The organism is Shewanella marina JCM 15074, assembly GCF_000614975.1.
Lineage (GTDB): Bacteria > Pseudomonadota > Gammaproteobacteria > Enterobacterales > Shewanellaceae > Shewanella > Shewanella marina.
Window position 1 is genome coordinate 1 of record NZ_BALM01000032.1, and the last position, 15,814, is coordinate 15,814.

At 38.3% G+C, this 15,814-nt stretch carries 19 protein-coding genes and 1 pseudogene; 15 read left to right on the plus strand and 5 right to left on the minus strand.

From position 1 onward, the window contains the following. The 3 genes from JCM15074_RS25080 to JCM15074_RS17530 form a co-directional block, all read left to right on the plus strand. The coding region (locus tag JCM15074_RS25080; RefSeq protein ID WP_037469944.1) for a hypothetical protein at window positions 1-189 on the plus strand (189 nt) is incomplete at its 5' end. A gap of 272 nt (window positions 190-461) precedes the next feature. Next, the gene (locus tag JCM15074_RS17525) at window positions 462-812 is read left to right on the plus strand and encodes a hypothetical protein (RefSeq protein WP_037469947.1); all 351 of its coding nucleotides are present in this window, start codon (window positions 462-464) and stop codon (window positions 810-812) included. Then, window positions 802-1,317, plus strand: a complete 516-nt coding sequence (locus tag JCM15074_RS17530; RefSeq protein WP_025822901.1) for a hypothetical protein — start codon at window positions 802-804, stop codon at window positions 1,315-1,317. The genes JCM15074_RS17525 and JCM15074_RS17530 overlap by 11 nt, the downstream gene beginning before the upstream one ends. Before the next feature lie 201 nt (window positions 1,318-1,518). On the opposite strand, the gene JCM15074_RS17535 is transcribed toward JCM15074_RS17530, so the two are convergent. Beyond that, window positions 1,519-1,992, minus strand: coding sequence for a L,D-transpeptidase family protein (locus JCM15074_RS17535; RefSeq protein ID WP_025822903.1), 474 nt, complete (start codon window positions 1,990-1,992; stop codon window positions 1,519-1,521). A gap of 285 nt (window positions 1,993-2,277) precedes the next feature. Beyond that, window positions 2,278-2,772: a P-loop nucleotide/nucleoside kinase family protein gene (locus JCM15074_RS17540; RefSeq protein ID WP_025822905.1), complete on the minus strand. Its 495-nt coding sequence runs from the start codon at window positions 2,770-2,772 to the stop codon at window positions 2,278-2,280. Window positions 2,773-3,293: 521 nt separating this feature from the next. Here JCM15074_RS17540 and JCM15074_RS17550 point away from each other — a divergent pair. Both JCM15074_RS17550 and JCM15074_RS24425 read left to right on the plus strand, forming a co-directional pair. Continuing rightward, window positions 3,294-4,559, plus strand: coding sequence for a cytosine permease (locus JCM15074_RS17550; protein WP_025822907.1), 1,266 nt, complete (start codon window positions 3,294-3,296; stop codon window positions 4,557-4,559). After that, entirely contained in the window at window positions 4,556-4,723 is a 168-nt protein-coding gene (locus JCM15074_RS24425) for a hypothetical protein (RefSeq protein WP_159105311.1), read from the plus strand. The genes JCM15074_RS17550 and JCM15074_RS24425 overlap by 4 nt, the downstream gene beginning before the upstream one ends. 83 nt (window positions 4,724-4,806) lie before the next feature. Here the strand turns inward: JCM15074_RS24425 and JCM15074_RS25695 are convergent, their stop codons facing one another. Next, window positions 4,807-5,589 (minus strand): TonB-dependent receptor domain-containing protein, encoded by a 783-nt coding sequence (locus JCM15074_RS25695; RefSeq protein WP_373278921.1) that lies wholly within the window; start codon window positions 5,587-5,589, stop codon window positions 4,807-4,809. After that, window positions 5,526-6,755 carry a TonB-dependent receptor plug domain-containing protein gene (locus JCM15074_RS25700; RefSeq protein ID WP_373278922.1) on the minus strand — a complete coding sequence of 410 codons (1,230 nt, stop codon included), beginning with the start codon at window positions 6,753-6,755 and terminating at the stop codon, window positions 5,526-5,528. The genes JCM15074_RS25695 and JCM15074_RS25700 overlap by 64 nt, the downstream gene beginning before the upstream one ends. 453 nt (window positions 6,756-7,208) lie before the next feature. Here JCM15074_RS25700 and JCM15074_RS17565 point away from each other — a divergent pair, with 453 nt between their 5' ends. The 10 genes from JCM15074_RS17565 (at window position 7,209) to JCM15074_RS17610 (ending at window position 14,684) form a co-directional block, all read left to right on the plus strand. After that, a complete protein-coding gene (locus tag JCM15074_RS17565; protein ID WP_025822909.1) occupies window positions 7,209-8,579 on the plus strand; it encodes an ATP-binding cassette domain-containing protein in 1,371 nt (456 codons plus the stop codon). Further along, entirely contained in the window at window positions 8,563-9,207 is a 645-nt protein-coding gene (locus tag JCM15074_RS17570) for an energy-coupling factor transporter transmembrane component T (protein WP_025822911.1), read from the plus strand. Before JCM15074_RS17565 ends, JCM15074_RS17570 begins: the two co-directional genes overlap by 17 nt. Before the next feature lie 9 nt (window positions 9,208-9,216). Next, complete coding sequence (locus JCM15074_RS17575) at window positions 9,217-9,759, plus strand: hypothetical protein (RefSeq protein ID WP_025822913.1); 543 nt, start codon at window positions 9,217-9,219, stop codon at window positions 9,757-9,759. Window positions 9,760-9,783: 24 nt separating this feature from the next. Further along, window positions 9,784-10,542, plus strand: a complete 759-nt coding sequence (locus tag JCM15074_RS17580) for a DNA-binding protein (RefSeq protein WP_025822915.1) — start codon at window positions 9,784-9,786, stop codon at window positions 10,540-10,542. Between the two features lie 14 nt (window positions 10,543-10,556). Further along, a complete protein-coding gene (locus JCM15074_RS17585) occupies window positions 10,557-10,763 on the plus strand; it encodes a hypothetical protein (RefSeq protein WP_025822917.1) in 207 nt (68 codons plus the stop codon). A gap of 279 nt (window positions 10,764-11,042) precedes the next feature. Further along, window positions 11,043-11,603 carry an NnrU family protein gene (locus JCM15074_RS17590; RefSeq protein WP_025822919.1) on the plus strand — a complete coding sequence of 187 codons (561 nt, stop codon included), beginning with the start codon at window positions 11,043-11,045 and terminating at the stop codon, window positions 11,601-11,603. A gap of 33 nt (window positions 11,604-11,636) precedes the next feature. Beyond that, the gene (locus JCM15074_RS17595) at window positions 11,637-12,506 is read left to right on the plus strand and encodes an AraC family transcriptional regulator (RefSeq protein ID WP_025822921.1); all 870 of its coding nucleotides are present in this window, start codon (window positions 11,637-11,639) and stop codon (window positions 12,504-12,506) included. 89 nt (window positions 12,507-12,595) lie between these two features. Next, on the plus strand, window positions 12,596-13,468 hold the full coding sequence (locus tag JCM15074_RS17600) for a nuclear transport factor 2 family protein (RefSeq protein ID WP_025822923.1): 873 nt from the start codon (window positions 12,596-12,598) through the stop codon (window positions 13,466-13,468). 257 nt (window positions 13,469-13,725) lie between these two features. Next, on the plus strand, window positions 13,726-14,190 hold the full coding sequence (locus JCM15074_RS17605) for a methyltransferase family protein (RefSeq protein ID WP_025822924.1): 465 nt from the start codon (window positions 13,726-13,728) through the stop codon (window positions 14,188-14,190). A gap of 212 nt (window positions 14,191-14,402) precedes the next feature. Then, window positions 14,403-14,684, plus strand: coding sequence for a hypothetical protein (locus JCM15074_RS17610; RefSeq protein WP_025822926.1), 282 nt, complete (start codon window positions 14,403-14,405; stop codon window positions 14,682-14,684). Here the strand turns inward: JCM15074_RS17610 and JCM15074_RS22880 are convergent. Then, window positions 14,681-15,611, minus strand: a pseudogene (locus JCM15074_RS22880) (YeiH family protein). The gene JCM15074_RS17610 and the pseudogene JCM15074_RS22880 overlap by 4 nt on opposite strands. Window positions 15,612-15,814 lie beyond the last annotated feature (203 nt).

The following is a 15,814-nucleotide window of genomic DNA, read 5'->3' on the forward strand; positions in this document are numbered from 1 at the left end:
GCCTTATCGAAAGATAAGGGCTTTTTTGTATATAAAATTTGCAGGCAGAAAGGGTTATTCAGTTGGTTACTTTTCATTAGAGATGCCGACTTGTCACGCCGGGGGCGGGTTCGGCTTATTCAAGATCATGTCCTGCGCCAATTACATCGAAGCCTCATCAGCAATGACGAGGCTTTTTTGTATGTGTGAAATATAAAGCGCGGTAGTTCAGTTGGTTATTTTTCATTATAGATGCCAGCCTGTCATTGCTGGGGGCAGTTTCGGCTTATTAGAGATCATGTCCGCTGCGCCAATTACATTGAAGCCTTGTCAGCACTGAGAGGCTTTTATGTATACGTATATTTCGTGGTGACCCTTTATTAACGTTGAAAGACTACATATATCAGAGTGATTAACTTACAGTAGATAATTAATGATTAGACTACAGTTTAGCCTCAAGGTTAAATATAGTGGGTCTTAATATGTCAGGAAAGGGTAACTTTTGCGCTGTTGGGAGTTTTGAACCATCTTATAGAACAAAACTAGCAATTAAAGAGATGAATCATGTGGTGGATATGTCTGGATATTTAGCTACGCTTATCTCAATGGTGCCCATATTCCAAGTATTTGCTGGCCACTCGACTTATGCGAGTGCAGACTTTTTAAACAAGGGATATCAAGTATCATCTCAAGATTGGAACTTGTTTTCGGATGCTTTAAAAAGTATTGGATTGGTCAAACGAGAAAAGCTAGCTCAGATTGCGAACCTTGCTGAAACGTATACAACGGGCGAAGAGTCGAAGTTTTGGAGATGTGTTTATAATGCGTTATAAATTATTAAAGGCGAATATATTAATGATAGCGGCTTGTTATTCAAGTTTTTCGCTTTCAAGTCCCTATCCTTATGATGATGAATCTTTGCTGCAAGCCGTTAAATCAGCCTACTCTAAATATGAAACTAAAACTGGTTTTTGCCGAGAGATGAGAAAACGGGATGTTTCTGAAGTTAATAGCAAGTGGCTAGCAGAACAACCTATAAAAATACAAAAACTCGCATTAGTGATTGTGGGACGTATTGTATTTGACCGTTGTGTTACCCCTGAGAAGCAAAACTATTTACTTGTTGTTATGGATTATACATCTCAAACTGGGGATATGACGTATATGAATGAAAGCCTGACATTAAATAAGTCATTTTATTTCCCCCAAACAACAGATGATCTAAAAAATATCCCTGAACATGAAATTAAAGTGCTTACCGAATTACCTGAGTTGTATTACCCATTTGATCACTTTCAAGTGGTCGATATTGTTACGAAGGATCCTTCCGTTAAATAAATTCAATTCCCCTGATATGTATAGACTTCCCATCAACTTGAACGACTTTATCTCAGAGGCACATATCATCATGGTTAAGTTAACTGGTATGCAGGACGATAAGGCCATTAACTAGCTTAACCATCGGAGCAGATTAAGCTGGCTAGGTAGGTGAGTTATGTACGGCGCCGCATGCAGGATGGGCTAGCTGATTATATGTGATTACCACTCAATGTTTATTTTTGTGCCTACTTTAACTCGCTCCATGAACTCATCCATTTCTGAATTTGTTAAAGCTATACACCCATCTGTCCAGTTAAAATTCTGCATTATTGGTCCCAACCATCCTAACCAATTTCTTTGACCGTGAATCATTATGAAACCTCCCGGCGATACACCTTTTTTCCTTGCATTTTCTTTATCTATCTCGTTAGGGTAATTTACATGTATAGACCTGTAGAATGATGAATCCTCTTTTTTATAATCTAACGTGTATGTACCCTCAGGTGTTTTTTCATCACCTTCTTGTTGTTTATGACCTTTTGGATTAGCACCAAATACAACATGATACTCTTTTACGATTTTATCACCGTCGTACAAATACATTTTATTTTTAGATTTGTCGACTTTAACTAAATCGACTTCAGCATGAGAAAAGCTGCTAAACAAGATAATAAATAGTGCTATATATTTCATGGTTTCCTTTTGCATGTAATATTTATTGTGCGCATTTACCTCATTAGAGCTGTAAACGCGCATAGTTAACTGATTGGATTAGATAGAACCTATCAGCTTTATTTCTAATTTTCCAACTGGGAAATGGTGCATGTAGTCGGGGCACAGATTAAGTGGCAAGGCCAATAACCAGCTTAACCATACAATCAAATTAGGCTGACTAGGTGTAATCCTAAAGATGGCAGGCGATGATGAGCTGCATGCAGAGTGATGCGGGGATGGGGCTAGAAGCCTCTGGCTAGCAGATTAAGCATTAATTCTGCGTCCATTTTTTAATTCCACTTCATCTGGAGCCTCAAATCTTGGTTCCATAAAGTTAAACATCATGTCAGTCACTTCAAAAGCGTAGACTGCTGGATCTTTTTCTTTATTTCGTTTCTCTACACGCTGTTTACGAGTAACGGTAGGAGCGTCCAAATAATGAATTTCTGCTTCTAGACCAAGTTTTCGAGCTCGATTAGCGAAAATATCCCTTTGCTCTTTAGTCGTGAAACCAAGATCCAATATCACGTTTCCATTAATAGCCAAAATTTGATCACTAACTTGCCAAATTTGTTCTGAGCACCTATTAACTCTTTCCATCATCCACTCGAAATCTAGGGTGGTCATGTCTTTTGAAAATAGTGTTTGCATCCATGGGTCAATAGAAAATTTTATTGCATCTATTTCTTTAGCTAGTGATATCGAATAAGTAGTTTTACCAACGCCTGTAGGGCCACAAATCAAAATTAATCTTGCCATATAATTCTCAACCTCTAAATAAAACATAGCAGTGCAGTAGCGTGAACTGGCTTTATAACAACTTAGCAACAACGGGGTGAGGTGGCAAGGCCAATAACCAGTTAAACCATGGATTCAGATTACGATGATATAAAAAGAAAAGGCACAGATTATTCTTTCGAGGAAATAAATAGAATACATGTCAATGAGAATAATTACATTGAAGCCTTGTCAGCAATGATGGTTTTAGTTTCTAAAGTATATAAAACTCAAGAGTTATTAAATTAGTTACAGATTACTGAATACCAGGTTCATCAATCAAAGCTATGTATGTAAATGAGTCATAAATATAGTTCTGTATATTTACGACTATTAATTATCAATCAATAAATTAAATATTTGTATTTTAAATATAAGTATAATTTGTTTATTTAATGTAATGATCAAGTTGTGATAGGTTTCATAGAATGGTTAATTAACGATAGTAATCATTATTAAACATGACATATTAAATTTAGGAATTTAATTAATAAGGAATTTATATGTCTGATTATGAACATACAAGTGTGCCTGAAAATGAACGAAGAAGTTTATGGTCAGTCACATCTGTTTGGGTTGGCTATGTTTTTCTATTAGCCAGTATGATTGCTGGTGCAGGGTTAGCGGCAAAAATGCCCTTGTCGACGGTGATATTAGTCACGCTTGTTGCGAATACTTTTCTTGCTATTTTAGCTTCAATTATGTCGATGATTTCTTATAAAACGGGTTATACCTTCGCTTTATTAAGCCGTTTTAGTTTTGGTTTATATGGATCGAAAATTCCGAGTATTTTATATGCATTAATTCAAATGGGGTGGTATACCATTCAAAGTGCTTTATATGGTCATTTAATCGCGGTAGCTTTTGATTTAGACCCCATGGGCGAAGGCATTGCGATGTTTAGTTCTGCAATTATTATGGGCATTTTCGGCATCGTAGGAATCAAAGCGTTAGAAATATTAAGTTTTGTTTCTATTCCTGCAATGGTATTTATCTGTATTGGAACGGTAATGAGATCTGCCGACGATGCTGGTGGTTGGAGTGTATTATTTAATATGGTACCTGAATCATCGATCGGTTTTTTCCCCGCCGTTTCTATTGTCATTGGCACTTGGGTTTTTGGCGCTGCTACCACGGTATCTGACTTTAATCGTTATGCCAGTTCTCGTGGTGACGCGATTAAAGGCTCTATTCTCGGCTTACTTGTGGTTAATACATTTGTGGTTTTGTGTGGTGCGGTTGTAGGTACTGCTGCAGGCGATCCAGATATGGTTAATGTGCTGATGGGAATGGGATTAATTGTACCTGCATTTGTGCTATTAACGACCAATTTATGGACGACCAATGGTGCTAATATTTATTCAGTTGGATTGACATTATCAAATGTATTTAACTCTGTAAGTAGAAAAAAGATAATGATTGTTATTGTAGCGATTACCGCATTCTTTACTTTATTTAAACCTTATGAGTTAGGCGCTATTTTTGGCATATTAATTACGGCTGGGATTATTGTACCGCCATTAGCAGGCATAATTATTAGCGATTACTATATTATTCATCATGGTAACTACCCAGATATTAATAAGTATCAATTTAAAAATATAAATTATAACGCGATTATCTCTTGGGTTTGTGCGTCTGTGACTGTCTATGTTATCGATTGGGGAATACAAGCACTTAATGCGCTGGTGGTTTCATTTTTGGTGTATACCTTCTTAATGAAAATTTCTCGATATCAAGTTATTACTACGGTTGAGGAACATGTATGAGTACGGTGAATTATAAGTATCTTGCAAATACGGGCATGGTATTCATGGCTGTCGGATCGCTAATGGCATGTTTGGCACAACAACCTATTAGTCTTATTGGTGATGGTATATTGATTATTGGTTTGATTATCTCAACGTGGGGATTTTCTGGCTGGCGGCCGTAAATAAGTATCACAACAACTCAGTGATTGATATCAAACATAAAGCCCTACTGACGCCAGCAGGGCTTTAACTCTTTAAGATGGTTCTATAATTGCCAGTTTAAACCAACAAATACTTGACGACCCACTTGTGGCATAAAGTCACTTTGGTAATAAAGCTCATCAAATAAATTGGTTGCACGGACGTATAGCTCTAGGTTCTCGTGCCAAACTTGTTGGTTAAGGCTAAAGTCTACAAGCGAATAATTGTTCATTTTGACGCCTTTGCCATTCACTTGATCGATCACGCGTTCAGCATTTAAACGTGTGGTTAAACCAAATGAAAAATCGTAACTGGCTTGTAAGCGTAACTTATGCGCAGGACGATATTGTAAGCGCTTATCTGTTAGGCGGTCTTCGGTATCAACATAACTATAATTGAAGATAAGGTTTAAATTATCAAAGTAATTATTTTGTAGTTGAAGATCTACCCCCATAAAGCGGTAATCACCAATGTTCTGCTCTTGGCCATTATCATCTTTGGCAATGTAATCATCAGCATCAGTGACATAACCACTGATGTCTAATTGAGTTGCCAATGGTAGGTCTTGGTTTAATCCCAACTCGAATTGATGCGCAACTTCAGCTTTTAATTGTAAGTTACCTGCGTTCGCTGCATATAAATCACTGATTGATGGGTAGCGAACTTTTTGAGCAATGCCGGTATGAATACGGCTACCTTCAGCGAGTTGATAGAAAGCAGTCGCTTGTCCTGAAAAGTCTGTTTCGCTATTTTGGCTACGGTCAAAATTATGCACAGCAACACCTAGGCTGTAACCATAAATACCATCAGCTTGATATTGATACTCTGCTGCACCGGTGTACACCATAATGCTTTCATCAATATCACCCGAACCACCTTGCCGCCGCCAGAACCTGTACCACCACCTGAACCTTTAATTGAACGCATCTTTTGGGTATGAGAGAACCAATCTTGTTGTTCAATAATCACAGAGGTCGTTAAAATGGCGCCATAATCAAATTCACTAATAAACTGTAGGTTGGTGCCGGTCACTTTAGAGGTGCTTTCTACAATACTATTCAAGTTATTCATCTTGTGATTATAGAAGTTTTCTGTCATATCCGTTTGATTGTAATAGACAAAACCACGTAGTGCATATTGTTCGTTTAGCTCGTGAGCTGCACCGAATTGGATACTCTGTTCGTTATAATCTTCAACGCGAGAAGGGGCTTTTTTACGATCAACGGTTGGTGACTTGCCCCAATGCCCATCACGTTGGCTATAGTTAGCCATTAATTTTGTTGAGTCATTAACAAAATAACTGCCTTGAGCATAATAGTTTGTTAATTCTCTATCTGAATTGAAGCGTACATCGCCAATTTGATTGCGGGTATCTTCAAAGTCTGCAGGCATAGGTGTGCCATCAGTTTTTTGATGAGTCACACTCATTATACCTTGCCAATTATCGCCAGAACCTGCTGCGCTAATATCTGCATTTAATGTGCTATTGGGTGCTGATTCAATTTTACCTGACAGTAATGAGGCTGCATCACCTTGTTTAGTAATGATATTAATCACACCAGCACTACCACCAGGCCCATATAATACTGAGCTTGGGCCAACAGAAACTTCTACTTGAGCAATTTGATTTGTAGGAATAACACTTGGGTCAAACTGACCATCTTCAGTGCTGCTTGCAGGTACACCGTTAATGAGGAAGGTAATATGACGAGTTTTTAAGCCTCGAATATCGACTCTAGGTGTTGAATCTGCGCCAACTCGAACATAAACACCCGGTACATTTTCAATGACTTGATCAAAGGTTTGCGCACCAGATGCTGCAATTTCTTCTGCATCAATGACCCACTTAGTGGTCGACATATCGTTAACTTGAGGATGATCGCCTTTGACCACAATAACCTCAGCAATATTGAACAATTTATCTCGTTCAATTTCGTTTGCGGACACGGAAGTCACAAGTCCCATTGCAAGCGTTAAACTACTTAATGCAAATATTTTGCGCTGTATATTCATTAGCGTTCACTCAATTAGGTTGTTGTTTTTTATATGATATTTTGTGGCGATTATTAACATCATCCTAATTTTGGTCAAGCTGATGTTATGAATATGGGATCTAAGTGGCCTATTGTGGTGTTAGGTTGCGTTATGTCACGGTAAATTGGTGTGTATGGGGTGTTATAGGTGATCTGCTGGCATTTATTTTAATTAAGTGGTTGCTTAATGAGCTTGTATTAATAAGGGAGTGTCGAGCTTGTGTTGTTTTTATGAGTCAAAAAGTCACATCATTTGATGGGGTGTAACATTGTGTCTACCTATAGTAGTAAAACAACAGATAATAATTTAAAAATTTGATGTTTCTCTGTTTCTTCATTTAATTCGCTTGTGATGTGGGGCAGAGATAAACAAAATGCCGATTAATTCGTTTTAATCCATCATTCTCATGTCGGTGTTACTCACTTCTTTTCTATGCTTATTGAATTACATAATGTTGACATTGGTTACGATGATAATTATTTACTTCGTAACGTTAATTTACAAATAGAGACTGGGCATTGCCATTGTATTTCGGGAGCTACTGGCTGTGGTAAATCGAGTTTATTACAGTTACTTGCTGGCACATTCGAACATAGTTACCAAGGTCAAGTTAAGGTTAAACCCAATTGTATCGTGGGCCTTGTTTGCCAAGATCCTAATGTCCAAATTATCAGACAAACCATTGGCGCAGAAGTCGCATTTGCCTTAGAAAACCTTGCCGTTCCATTAGTCGAAATGCAGCAACAAGTACGTCATTCTTTGCAGCTGGTGGGATTAGATTTAGCGCTCAACACCCCAATTAGCCATTTATCATTAGGACAAAAATATCGATTGATGATTGCAGCTCAATTGGTGTGTCATCCCAGTGTATTATTACTTGATGAACCTTGGGCACAATTGGATGACCAAGGTGTGACTGAATTACTCGGGTTACTTTCGGGTTTACTGCAACGCAATATTGCTGTTGTTATTGTTGAACATAATTATCAAGCATTCTCATCTCTTATAACCCATGCGTGGCATATTGATCAGGCTCAATTGTTTTGTGGCGATTACCTCGTCAAGCAAAGCAAAGGTGTGGCTCGACAACGACCTTGCTATCAAGATAGCGCTGCCATTTATATAGAAACGGCAGCATTTGAGCTTGGATTTGAATCAAGCATATTATTTGCTTGTCAGCAGCCTTTAACATTACAAGCAGGTCAAGTTATTGCCGTTGTTGGGAGTAATGGCTGCGGTAAAACCAGTTTACTCAAGTTATTAGCAGGATTTGATCCTCAAGTAAAAAAGTTATCGGTACAAGTATTACAAAAACTGCCAGAGCTGGGCGTGTATGGCGCCAATCTAGGTTTTTTAACGCAACGCCCGAGCCGACAATTGTTTGAAACCACAGTGTTAAAAGAACTGCAATTTAGTTTAAGTCGATTCGATTTACCTTTGAGCTATGCAAGTAATATTTTGATAGAGCTTGATTTAGTCGCATTAAGTGAACTTTCACCTCATAAATTATCTTACGGACAACAACATCTTATTGCGTTGGCATGTTTGGCTTGTATTAACCCCAAAGTGCTTTTACTTGATGATCCCTTTGCTGGATTAGATGATTATTATTCAAATAAAGTCATTAAATTAATCGAACGGCTGGTGCAACAAGGGTGTGGGGTTATTTTCAGTAGTCATAGAGATGATGATATGAATTTGGCTGATACGGTTTGGCGAATAGAACAAGGGTTGTTAACGGTTGAATCGCAATCTTTTACATCTGCAAATGATTGGGATCATGGTTATGATGACATTGCATAAAAAATTAAAACATCACTATAAAAATCTTCTTATTGCTTTGGCATTAGTGTTCGTGACCGTGCTTTCTGGCTTGGCTTTTATGGCCGCAGATGATTCATTGATGTGTTTAGCGATTATTAATTTGTTGTTGATCGTTCATGGCATATTGAATCAGGGTTCTATTTCAGGGCTATTAAAATTCTTTAGTGTGCAATTAGTACTCACATTAGTACTTTATTGGTTAATCCATGGCGAAGCTAAACTACTCGATGGTGCCTTGGTGGTATTTAGAATTATGCTGGCGGTTATCCCCGGCTGGTGGCTAACTCTAGTATGCGAGCCGCAACGCATTGGTGAGGTACTCGCTTGGATAATGCCCCATAAATGGGCCTTTGTAGTCAGTGCCTCAATCAGTTTATTACCGTTTATGGGGCGTGAAGTCAAAGAAATCTATCAAATACAAATTATGCGCGGTGCGCGTATTACGCCGAAACACTTACGCAATCCTAAAAATTGGTCAGAATTAATTTATTGCGTGTTATTACCGACCTTAATTCAGCTGCTAAAACTTTCACAGCAAATGGCAACTTCAGCAACCAACCGACATTTCTCTCAACGAACAAAGCCTGTTTACTGGCGAAACCCTTAGGTTTTAATAATGAAAATATTTGAAAGCTTTAATCTTAAAGATGCCTTGTTTATAGGTTTTTGTGCCACTTTACTGGTTGTGATTAAGGGCTCATTACGTTTAAAACTGGGGATTTCTGGCCACTCCATGTTTTTAATGACCTTCTTTTATATTATTTGTTTTGGTGTCGTCGGTCGTGTTGGGGCGATTACCGCTTGCGGCATGATTGCGGGTGTAATGGCAATGATCTTAGGTATTGGTAAAGGTGGCCCGTTGATATTACTAAAATTCCTTATGCCAGCGGTTGCGATGGATATTGGCGTACTTCTTTTTGCGGCATTGACACCACTACACTGGCGTTTTGTCGCTATTGCACTTTGCGGGTGTATCGCGTGGGCTGTTAAAGGTTTGATTGGTGATCTATTGCTAGGCATGAGCTTAGAGGTGGGGTTAACTAAATTTTTAATGAGTTTACTGACAGGTGGCATATTTACGGTGATGGGGGCATGGCTTGTTGTGCCCGTTATTCATCGCTTAAAAGCCCATGACCTGATCTCTGTAAAAATTAAATAATAACAAGTATATCAAAGAGGCTATATGACACAGTGGTTAATATGTATTGATGATACGGATGACATTGGTACTAAGGGGACTGGTGAGATCGCGCAAGAAATCGGACAGCTTTTGATGGATTATTGTCAGCAACATGGCATTGTTTCAAGTGTGTCTGCCGTTACTCGTCATCAGCTTTTTGTGCATCCTGACATTCCTTATACTTCACACAATAGTGCAATGTGTTTTGAGCTGGTGGCTGATATTGAGCAAGCAATTATTTATGAGTTGGCTGTAGCGCATCTTATTACTGAGTCAGCAGCTAAGGCTGATCCTGGTATTGCGATTTTAAACTTATCGACTCCATTTGATCAGCAAGCATTAATCGACTTTGGGTTGAGCGCAAAACAACAAGTGAAAACCAAGCAACAAGCCTATGAGTTAGCTCAATCTCAACAGCTAAGCTTGACCGAGCATGGTGGTACTGGGCAAGGTGTGATTGGTGCGATTGCTGGGATAGGTTTGCGTTTGTTCGGCAACGATGGTCGTGTTAAAGGCCAGGTTCACTTTGCTGGATTAGATAAAAAATCAGATAAACAATTAACCGTCGCCGATATTATTGCTAAATCTATGGTTGATAAAGTGATGGATTTGGAAGGAGCAATATTAACTGATGATCAGGTAATTGATTTAAGCGGCAAGGTTAAAGCTGTTTATCATCAGCATCAATATACCTTGTTAGTTTATCGTGATGAGCAAAAAACTTGGTGCAATGCATTAAAGCAACATCTAAAACAGTATTAGTAGAGAGTAATGTTATGACTTGGTTTACCTTAATTGACGACAAAAAATTATTTAATTTTGGTATAGATGATTATCCCCAAGCGCGTGATGCTGCACAATCTTGCCTATATTTCATTGAAGATGATGAAGATGAGCAAATTGATAATGTAGTACGCTCTTGTTATAACTGCGCTTATCGCCGTTGGCTCATCAATAGCTTTGAATGTAAGCATCAAGCTTAATCTTATCTTGCCAAAAAGCCGATATTTATCATAAATATCGGCTTTTTTGTTTTATAAATAGCCAATTTAAGGCTTTTAGTTAATATCTTACGAGTCACTGTGTTTTTATACAGTGCTATGTGTTTTGCCCATAAATAAGTATAAATCGATTGATTTTAAAACAGTTTGCCGTAGGTTTAGGGAGATTGATTCATCTCTTTGTTGCTGAAAAGGGAGATGAATGACGGTTTACCACAAAATCAATACTAAAAACTCATTCGTATAATAAGGATAAGCGATATGGCAATGTTAATCGCAGGCATACTACTCTGGTCTTTGGTACATTTTATTCCTTCTGTGACACCTCATCTGAAGACTCGTTGGCTCGATTTATGTGGTAGTAAAGGTTATTGGGCAACATTTTCTATCATCGTACTATTATCACTCGTGATGATTGTGTTTGGTTGGCGCCATACCATGCCCAGCAGCGTTTATATGCCTCTCCCTGCATTAAAACATTTAGCCATGCTCCTAATGGTCATTGCCATTATGTTATTTGGCGCGGCTAAACATCAGACTCGCATTAAGCGTTTTGTAAGGCATCCACAATTAGCGAGTGTAGTTGTGTGGGGAATTGCCCATTTAATGCTGAACGGCGATATTCGGTCAGTGATTCTATTTAGCAGTATGACGATTTGGGCATTGCTTGAAATCTATTTTATAAACCGTCGCGAGGGGGAATGGATTAAACCGCAAGCACCATCTTGGTTGCAAGAACTAAAAGGATTAGCCATTAGTGCCGTTATCTTGATTGTGGTGGTGTTATTACATACCTACATTGCTGGTGTTGCCATTCATTAGATAACTAACTTAAGTGAATCATTTAGGTAAATCATGTCGACGAATATTAAACAGATTGATTTTAATTCTGATGAAGCATTTGAAATTGATATTATTGATCTCGCTGAATTACAGCAACGGACGGCGGGTTTATCGCATGATCCCACTCAGCCGCATCGGGTCAGCTTTAATTTATTAATTTATATTGAGCAGGGACAAGGTCATCACTTTATTGATTTTGAATATTATCCATTTAACGCGGGTAGTTTTATCTTTGTTCATAAAGATCAAGTGCATGCTTTTGACTTTAAACAAACAATAACGGGTAAAGCTATTTTGTTTACGGCCGCTTTTATTGATGCCATTCAAGCCAATATCAATCTAACGGGCTTTTTATATGACTACTTAACCCAGCGATATCAACCTGTAGTGATCCCTAATGCCATGTTGTTATCATCAACAACTCAATTACTGACAGAGATGCTTGTTGAATCCGTAAGAGAAGACAGGTCCAGCGTGGTATTGATGTTATTGTTTTCATCGCTCTATTTGATGCTTGAGCGGGAACGGCCACAACAAGTCTCGGCGCTAACGGCGACACAGTCGACTATATTAACTCGATTCATCATGCTGCTCACTGAAAATCCCAAATCGATAACTGATGCCACAGATTATGCTTTGCAACTACATACAACCTATAAAACGCTAAATCAAATCTGTAAACGTGCATCATCGATGACGGCAAAACAATTTATTGATGCTTATAGAATGGTTGAGATTAAACGCTCGCTTATTCTTGAAAGCAAACAGGTTCAGCAGGTTGCCTATGATTTTGGTTTTGATGATACCAGTAATTTTGTTAAGTATTTTAAGACTCAGGCACAAATGACACCGTTACAATTTATAAAAAAGAATAGAGGTTAGATATTTACCATTTTTAGGGCGGAAATGACCTATAAGCAAAGCCAAGTTACAGTTAACTTGTTATAACAATCCCTATTAAGGTTATAACAATGATGAAAATATCCTCACTCCGTTTTTCTGTGCTAGCTAGCCTAATACTTTCAAGCAGTGTTGTTTCTACGGCCACCTTGGCAAATGATGCTGTTCAACCTGTCTCTAATCAAGCGAAAGCGATAGCATTACTCAATAGTATTGAAACTGGCGATCAAACTGCAGTTGCCTATGTGAACCCTACTCAATATACACAACATAATTTAGCCGTTGCAGATGGTTTAGCTGGTTTTGGTGAGGTTTTACAAGCTCTCCCTAAAGGCAGCGCTAAAGTTGATGTAAAACGCAGCTTTACTGACGGTGATTATGTCGTAACTCATACTGCTTATAACTTTTTTGGCCCTAAGGTTGGCTTTGATCTATTTCGTTTTGAAAATGGCTTAATAGTCGAGCATTGGGATAATTTAACCGTAACGGCGAGTACTCCTAATCCAAGCGGGCATACTCAGTTAGATGGGGTGACCCAAATAACGGATCTTGACCAGACAAAGGCGAATAAACAGCTTGTTAAAGATTTTGTCGTAACGATATTAGTCAATGGTCAAATGGATAAGATAGGGCAATTTATTGATGCTGATAATTATATTCAACATAACCCTAATATTGCCGATGGCCTAGCTGGTCTAAGTGAGGCTTTTGCTGCCATGGCTAAGCAAGGGATTAAAATGGTCTATGATAAAAATCATAAGATAGTTGGGCAGGGTAATTTCGTACTCAGTATTAGCGAGGGGTCATTAGCGGGTCAACCTACTTCATTTTATGACTTATTCAGAGTGGCTGACGGTAAAATTGTTGAACATTGGGACACCATTGAGACGATTCCAGCAAAATCAGAGTGGAAAAACCAAAATGGTAAGTTCGGTGGTTTATAACTTATCGACATAGCAGCTAATGGCCATTCACTGGACCGTAAATGAGATCATGCTCGTTTACGGTCTTTTTATTTAGAATTCGCCACCATTATCAATAGTTCTAAGCTCATCAGACACTTATTTAAGTGTATATTGCTTGATGATTGGTATACTAACGATTATTGGTTTAAGCGCTTGACCTCGAGCTTACTCCATACTTTATTATTTTAAGACTGGGTATTGTTGTCTTTATTTGTTTAATAGAAGGAAAACCATAGATGGGCGCTAAACTTGAGTTACGTATCCCGCCACCAATCGTGACGTTATTGGTCATGCTGCTGATGTATCTTATTTCACGCTATACGATGCGTTACTATTTACCCTATGGTTTAGATATTATTTTAGCGATTATTATTGCTGGTGGCGCGATTGCATTAGCAATGAATGCGGTTATTGCGTTTAAGAAAGAACAAACGACGGTTAATCCTCTGCAACCAGAATCTACCAGTACCTTAGTGACTCGTGGTATTTTCCGTTATAGCCGCAATCCAATGTATCTATCATTAGCATTTTTATTGATTGCTTGGATGTTATGGCTTTCAGCTCCTTTAAGCATTGTGGGGGTGGTTATCTTCGTTTGTTATATGACGCAGTTTCAAATTAAGCCGGAAGAACGAGCGCTGTTTGAACTTTTTGGCCAGCAGTTTAGTGATTATTGTCAGCATACACGCCGTTGGATTTAAACTTGTAGCTTCTTAGTGTCCAATTGCTGCGATTAAACCAAGTTGTAAAGACTTGGTTTTTTTATGTCTATTTAAAAAAATTCATAGCGACTAACCCCTAAATTTAGGGTGATATTTTGTAATCATGTTTATTTTCTACTTATCTCAATCAAATATTTTCACTTCAATATATAGCATCTTGTTATTTGATAGTCATAAGCCGTCTTTGTCGTATGTTAACTCTGCTCGATAATAGTCGTAATGCGATTGAGAGTGAGGGTATTATGCGAAAAGTGATGATTATGCTGCTGGTGGTATTCATGATAGTGGTTTCAATGCTACTGACTGGGCTATGGCGTGCCTCACTTGAACTTGGATTGTTTATCCTGTTATTGGCTCTCTTCTGGCGTTTGGATGCTCAGGCGAATACACAGACGAGTAATCAACAGGGGAGTAAACAAAAAAAAGCACCAACTAACGTCAGTGCTAAGCAAAATCAAACCGATTGGCTTTAATGGAGAATATAGAATAACGATGCTGTCGCGATAAATACCCAAAGTATAATGGCAAGTATCATAGGTTTAGGGCCGGTTGCTTCATTTTGGCAATGGTAATGCCGCCGCCAATAAAGAATAAGCAAAGTACTAAGGTGCGTTTCGCAAATTCAAATATACCATGATAGATAGGCTCACCTTGTGGTACAAAATGTGCAAATACAATGGCTAAACAATAGAACACAATAAAAAATGGGATTGTTATTTTCTTCTTATTGCCGCCAAAGGCAATCGCACTGATTAATGCAACCGGTACAATCCATAAGGCTCTAGCGAGTTTGATTGTGGTTGCGGTAACTAAGGCCTCGCTACCATATGCCGAAGATGCGCCTACCACTGAAGAGGTATCATGAATGGCTATTGCGCACCATACACCAAAGTCATGCTGGCTCATGTTGAGTAAGTGACCTAAGGTTGGGAATAAAAATAACGCAATTGAGTTTAAAACAAAGATACTTGCAAGTGCGATAGCGATTTGATCGTTCTTGGCATTGATTGCTGGGGCGACTGCTGCAATGGCACTGCCACCACAAATGGATGTACCCGCTGAGATAAGATGACCAGTCTTAGTATCAAGCTTTAATGCTCTGGTGATGATATAGCCTAAGATGAGAGTACTAAAGATAGAACCGACAATTAATGGTAAGCCCTGTTTGGTGGCATTGATTGCCACGTCTAAATGAATACCAAATCCTAATCCTATAATTGAATAGGCTAAGAGTTTTTTAGTGATGTCGCCCAAATTAATTTGACTCGGGATTAACCCTAAGTTGGCTAAAATAAAGCTAGAATTAGGGCGATAGGCGAAGATATGTAGGGCGTTAAACAAAGTAAACCAAGGCCGATAAAGATAGCCATCTTGGCCGAATTTGAAATGTTGAGGTTCATAAGCGATACGAATAGACAAATAGACGAAAATTATAGGCGGCTTAGGCACTAAAAACATCTTAAAATTGACATTTTTACCCGAGTTATCAAGATTATTTCATTTAAATCTGCCTTTGTTAGACAGCTTATCTTTAATCTTGATGTATATTTTTTATTAGCAATAAGTGTTGTGCTTGTAATGATCTTCGATAAATTTCATTTTT

Excerpts from the sequence above, each read along its gene's own strand:
- JCM15074_RS17535 (WP_025822903.1), bottom strand. The coding sequence starts at position 1,992 with ATGAAATATATAGCACTATTTATTATCTTGTTTAGCAGCTTTTCTCAT.
- JCM15074_RS17605 (WP_025822924.1), top strand. The coding sequence starts at position 13,726 with ATGGGCGCTAAACTTGAGTTACGTATCCCGCCACCAATCGTGACGTTA.
- JCM15074_RS17580 (WP_025822915.1), top strand. The coding sequence starts at position 9,784 with ATGACACAGTGGTTAATATGTATTGATGATACGGATGACATTGGTACT.
- JCM15074_RS17550 (WP_025822907.1), top strand. The coding sequence starts at position 3,294 with ATGTCTGATTATGAACATACAAGTGTGCCTGAAAATGAACGAAGAAGT.
- JCM15074_RS17610 (WP_025822926.1), top strand. The coding sequence starts at position 14,403 with ATGTTAACTCTGCTCGATAATAGTCGTAATGCGATTGAGAGTGAGGGT.
- JCM15074_RS25700 (WP_373278922.1), bottom strand. The coding sequence starts at position 6,755 with ATGAATATACAGCGCAAAATATTTGCATTAAGTAGTTTAACGCTTGCA.
- JCM15074_RS17600 (WP_025822923.1), top strand. The coding sequence starts at position 12,596 with ATGATGAAAATATCCTCACTCCGTTTTTCTGTGCTAGCTAGCCTAATA.
- JCM15074_RS17590 (WP_025822919.1), top strand. The coding sequence starts at position 11,043 with ATGGCAATGTTAATCGCAGGCATACTACTCTGGTCTTTGGTACATTTT.
- JCM15074_RS17525 (WP_037469947.1), top strand. The coding sequence starts at position 462 with ATGTCAGGAAAGGGTAACTTTTGCGCTGTTGGGAGTTTTGAACCATCT.
- JCM15074_RS24425 (WP_159105311.1), top strand. The coding sequence starts at position 4,556 with ATGAGTACGGTGAATTATAAGTATCTTGCAAATACGGGCATGGTATTC.
- JCM15074_RS17585 (WP_025822917.1), top strand. The coding sequence starts at position 10,557 with ATGACTTGGTTTACCTTAATTGACGACAAAAAATTATTTAATTTTGGT.
- JCM15074_RS17565 (WP_025822909.1), top strand. The coding sequence starts at position 7,209 with ATGCTTATTGAATTACATAATGTTGACATTGGTTACGATGATAATTAT.
- JCM15074_RS17595 (WP_025822921.1), top strand. The coding sequence starts at position 11,637 with ATGTCGACGAATATTAAACAGATTGATTTTAATTCTGATGAAGCATTT.
- JCM15074_RS17540 (WP_025822905.1), bottom strand. The coding sequence starts at position 2,772 with ATGGCAAGATTAATTTTGATTTGTGGCCCTACAGGCGTTGGTAAAACT.
- JCM15074_RS25695 (WP_373278921.1), bottom strand. The coding sequence starts at position 5,589 with ATGGTGTACACCGGTGCAGCAGAGTATCAATATCAAGCTGATGGTATT.
- JCM15074_RS17530 (WP_025822901.1), top strand. The coding sequence starts at position 802 with ATGCGTTATAAATTATTAAAGGCGAATATATTAATGATAGCGGCTTGT.
- JCM15074_RS17570 (WP_025822911.1), top strand. The coding sequence starts at position 8,563 with ATGATGACATTGCATAAAAAATTAAAACATCACTATAAAAATCTTCTT.
- JCM15074_RS17575 (WP_025822913.1), top strand. The coding sequence starts at position 9,217 with ATGAAAATATTTGAAAGCTTTAATCTTAAAGATGCCTTGTTTATAGGT.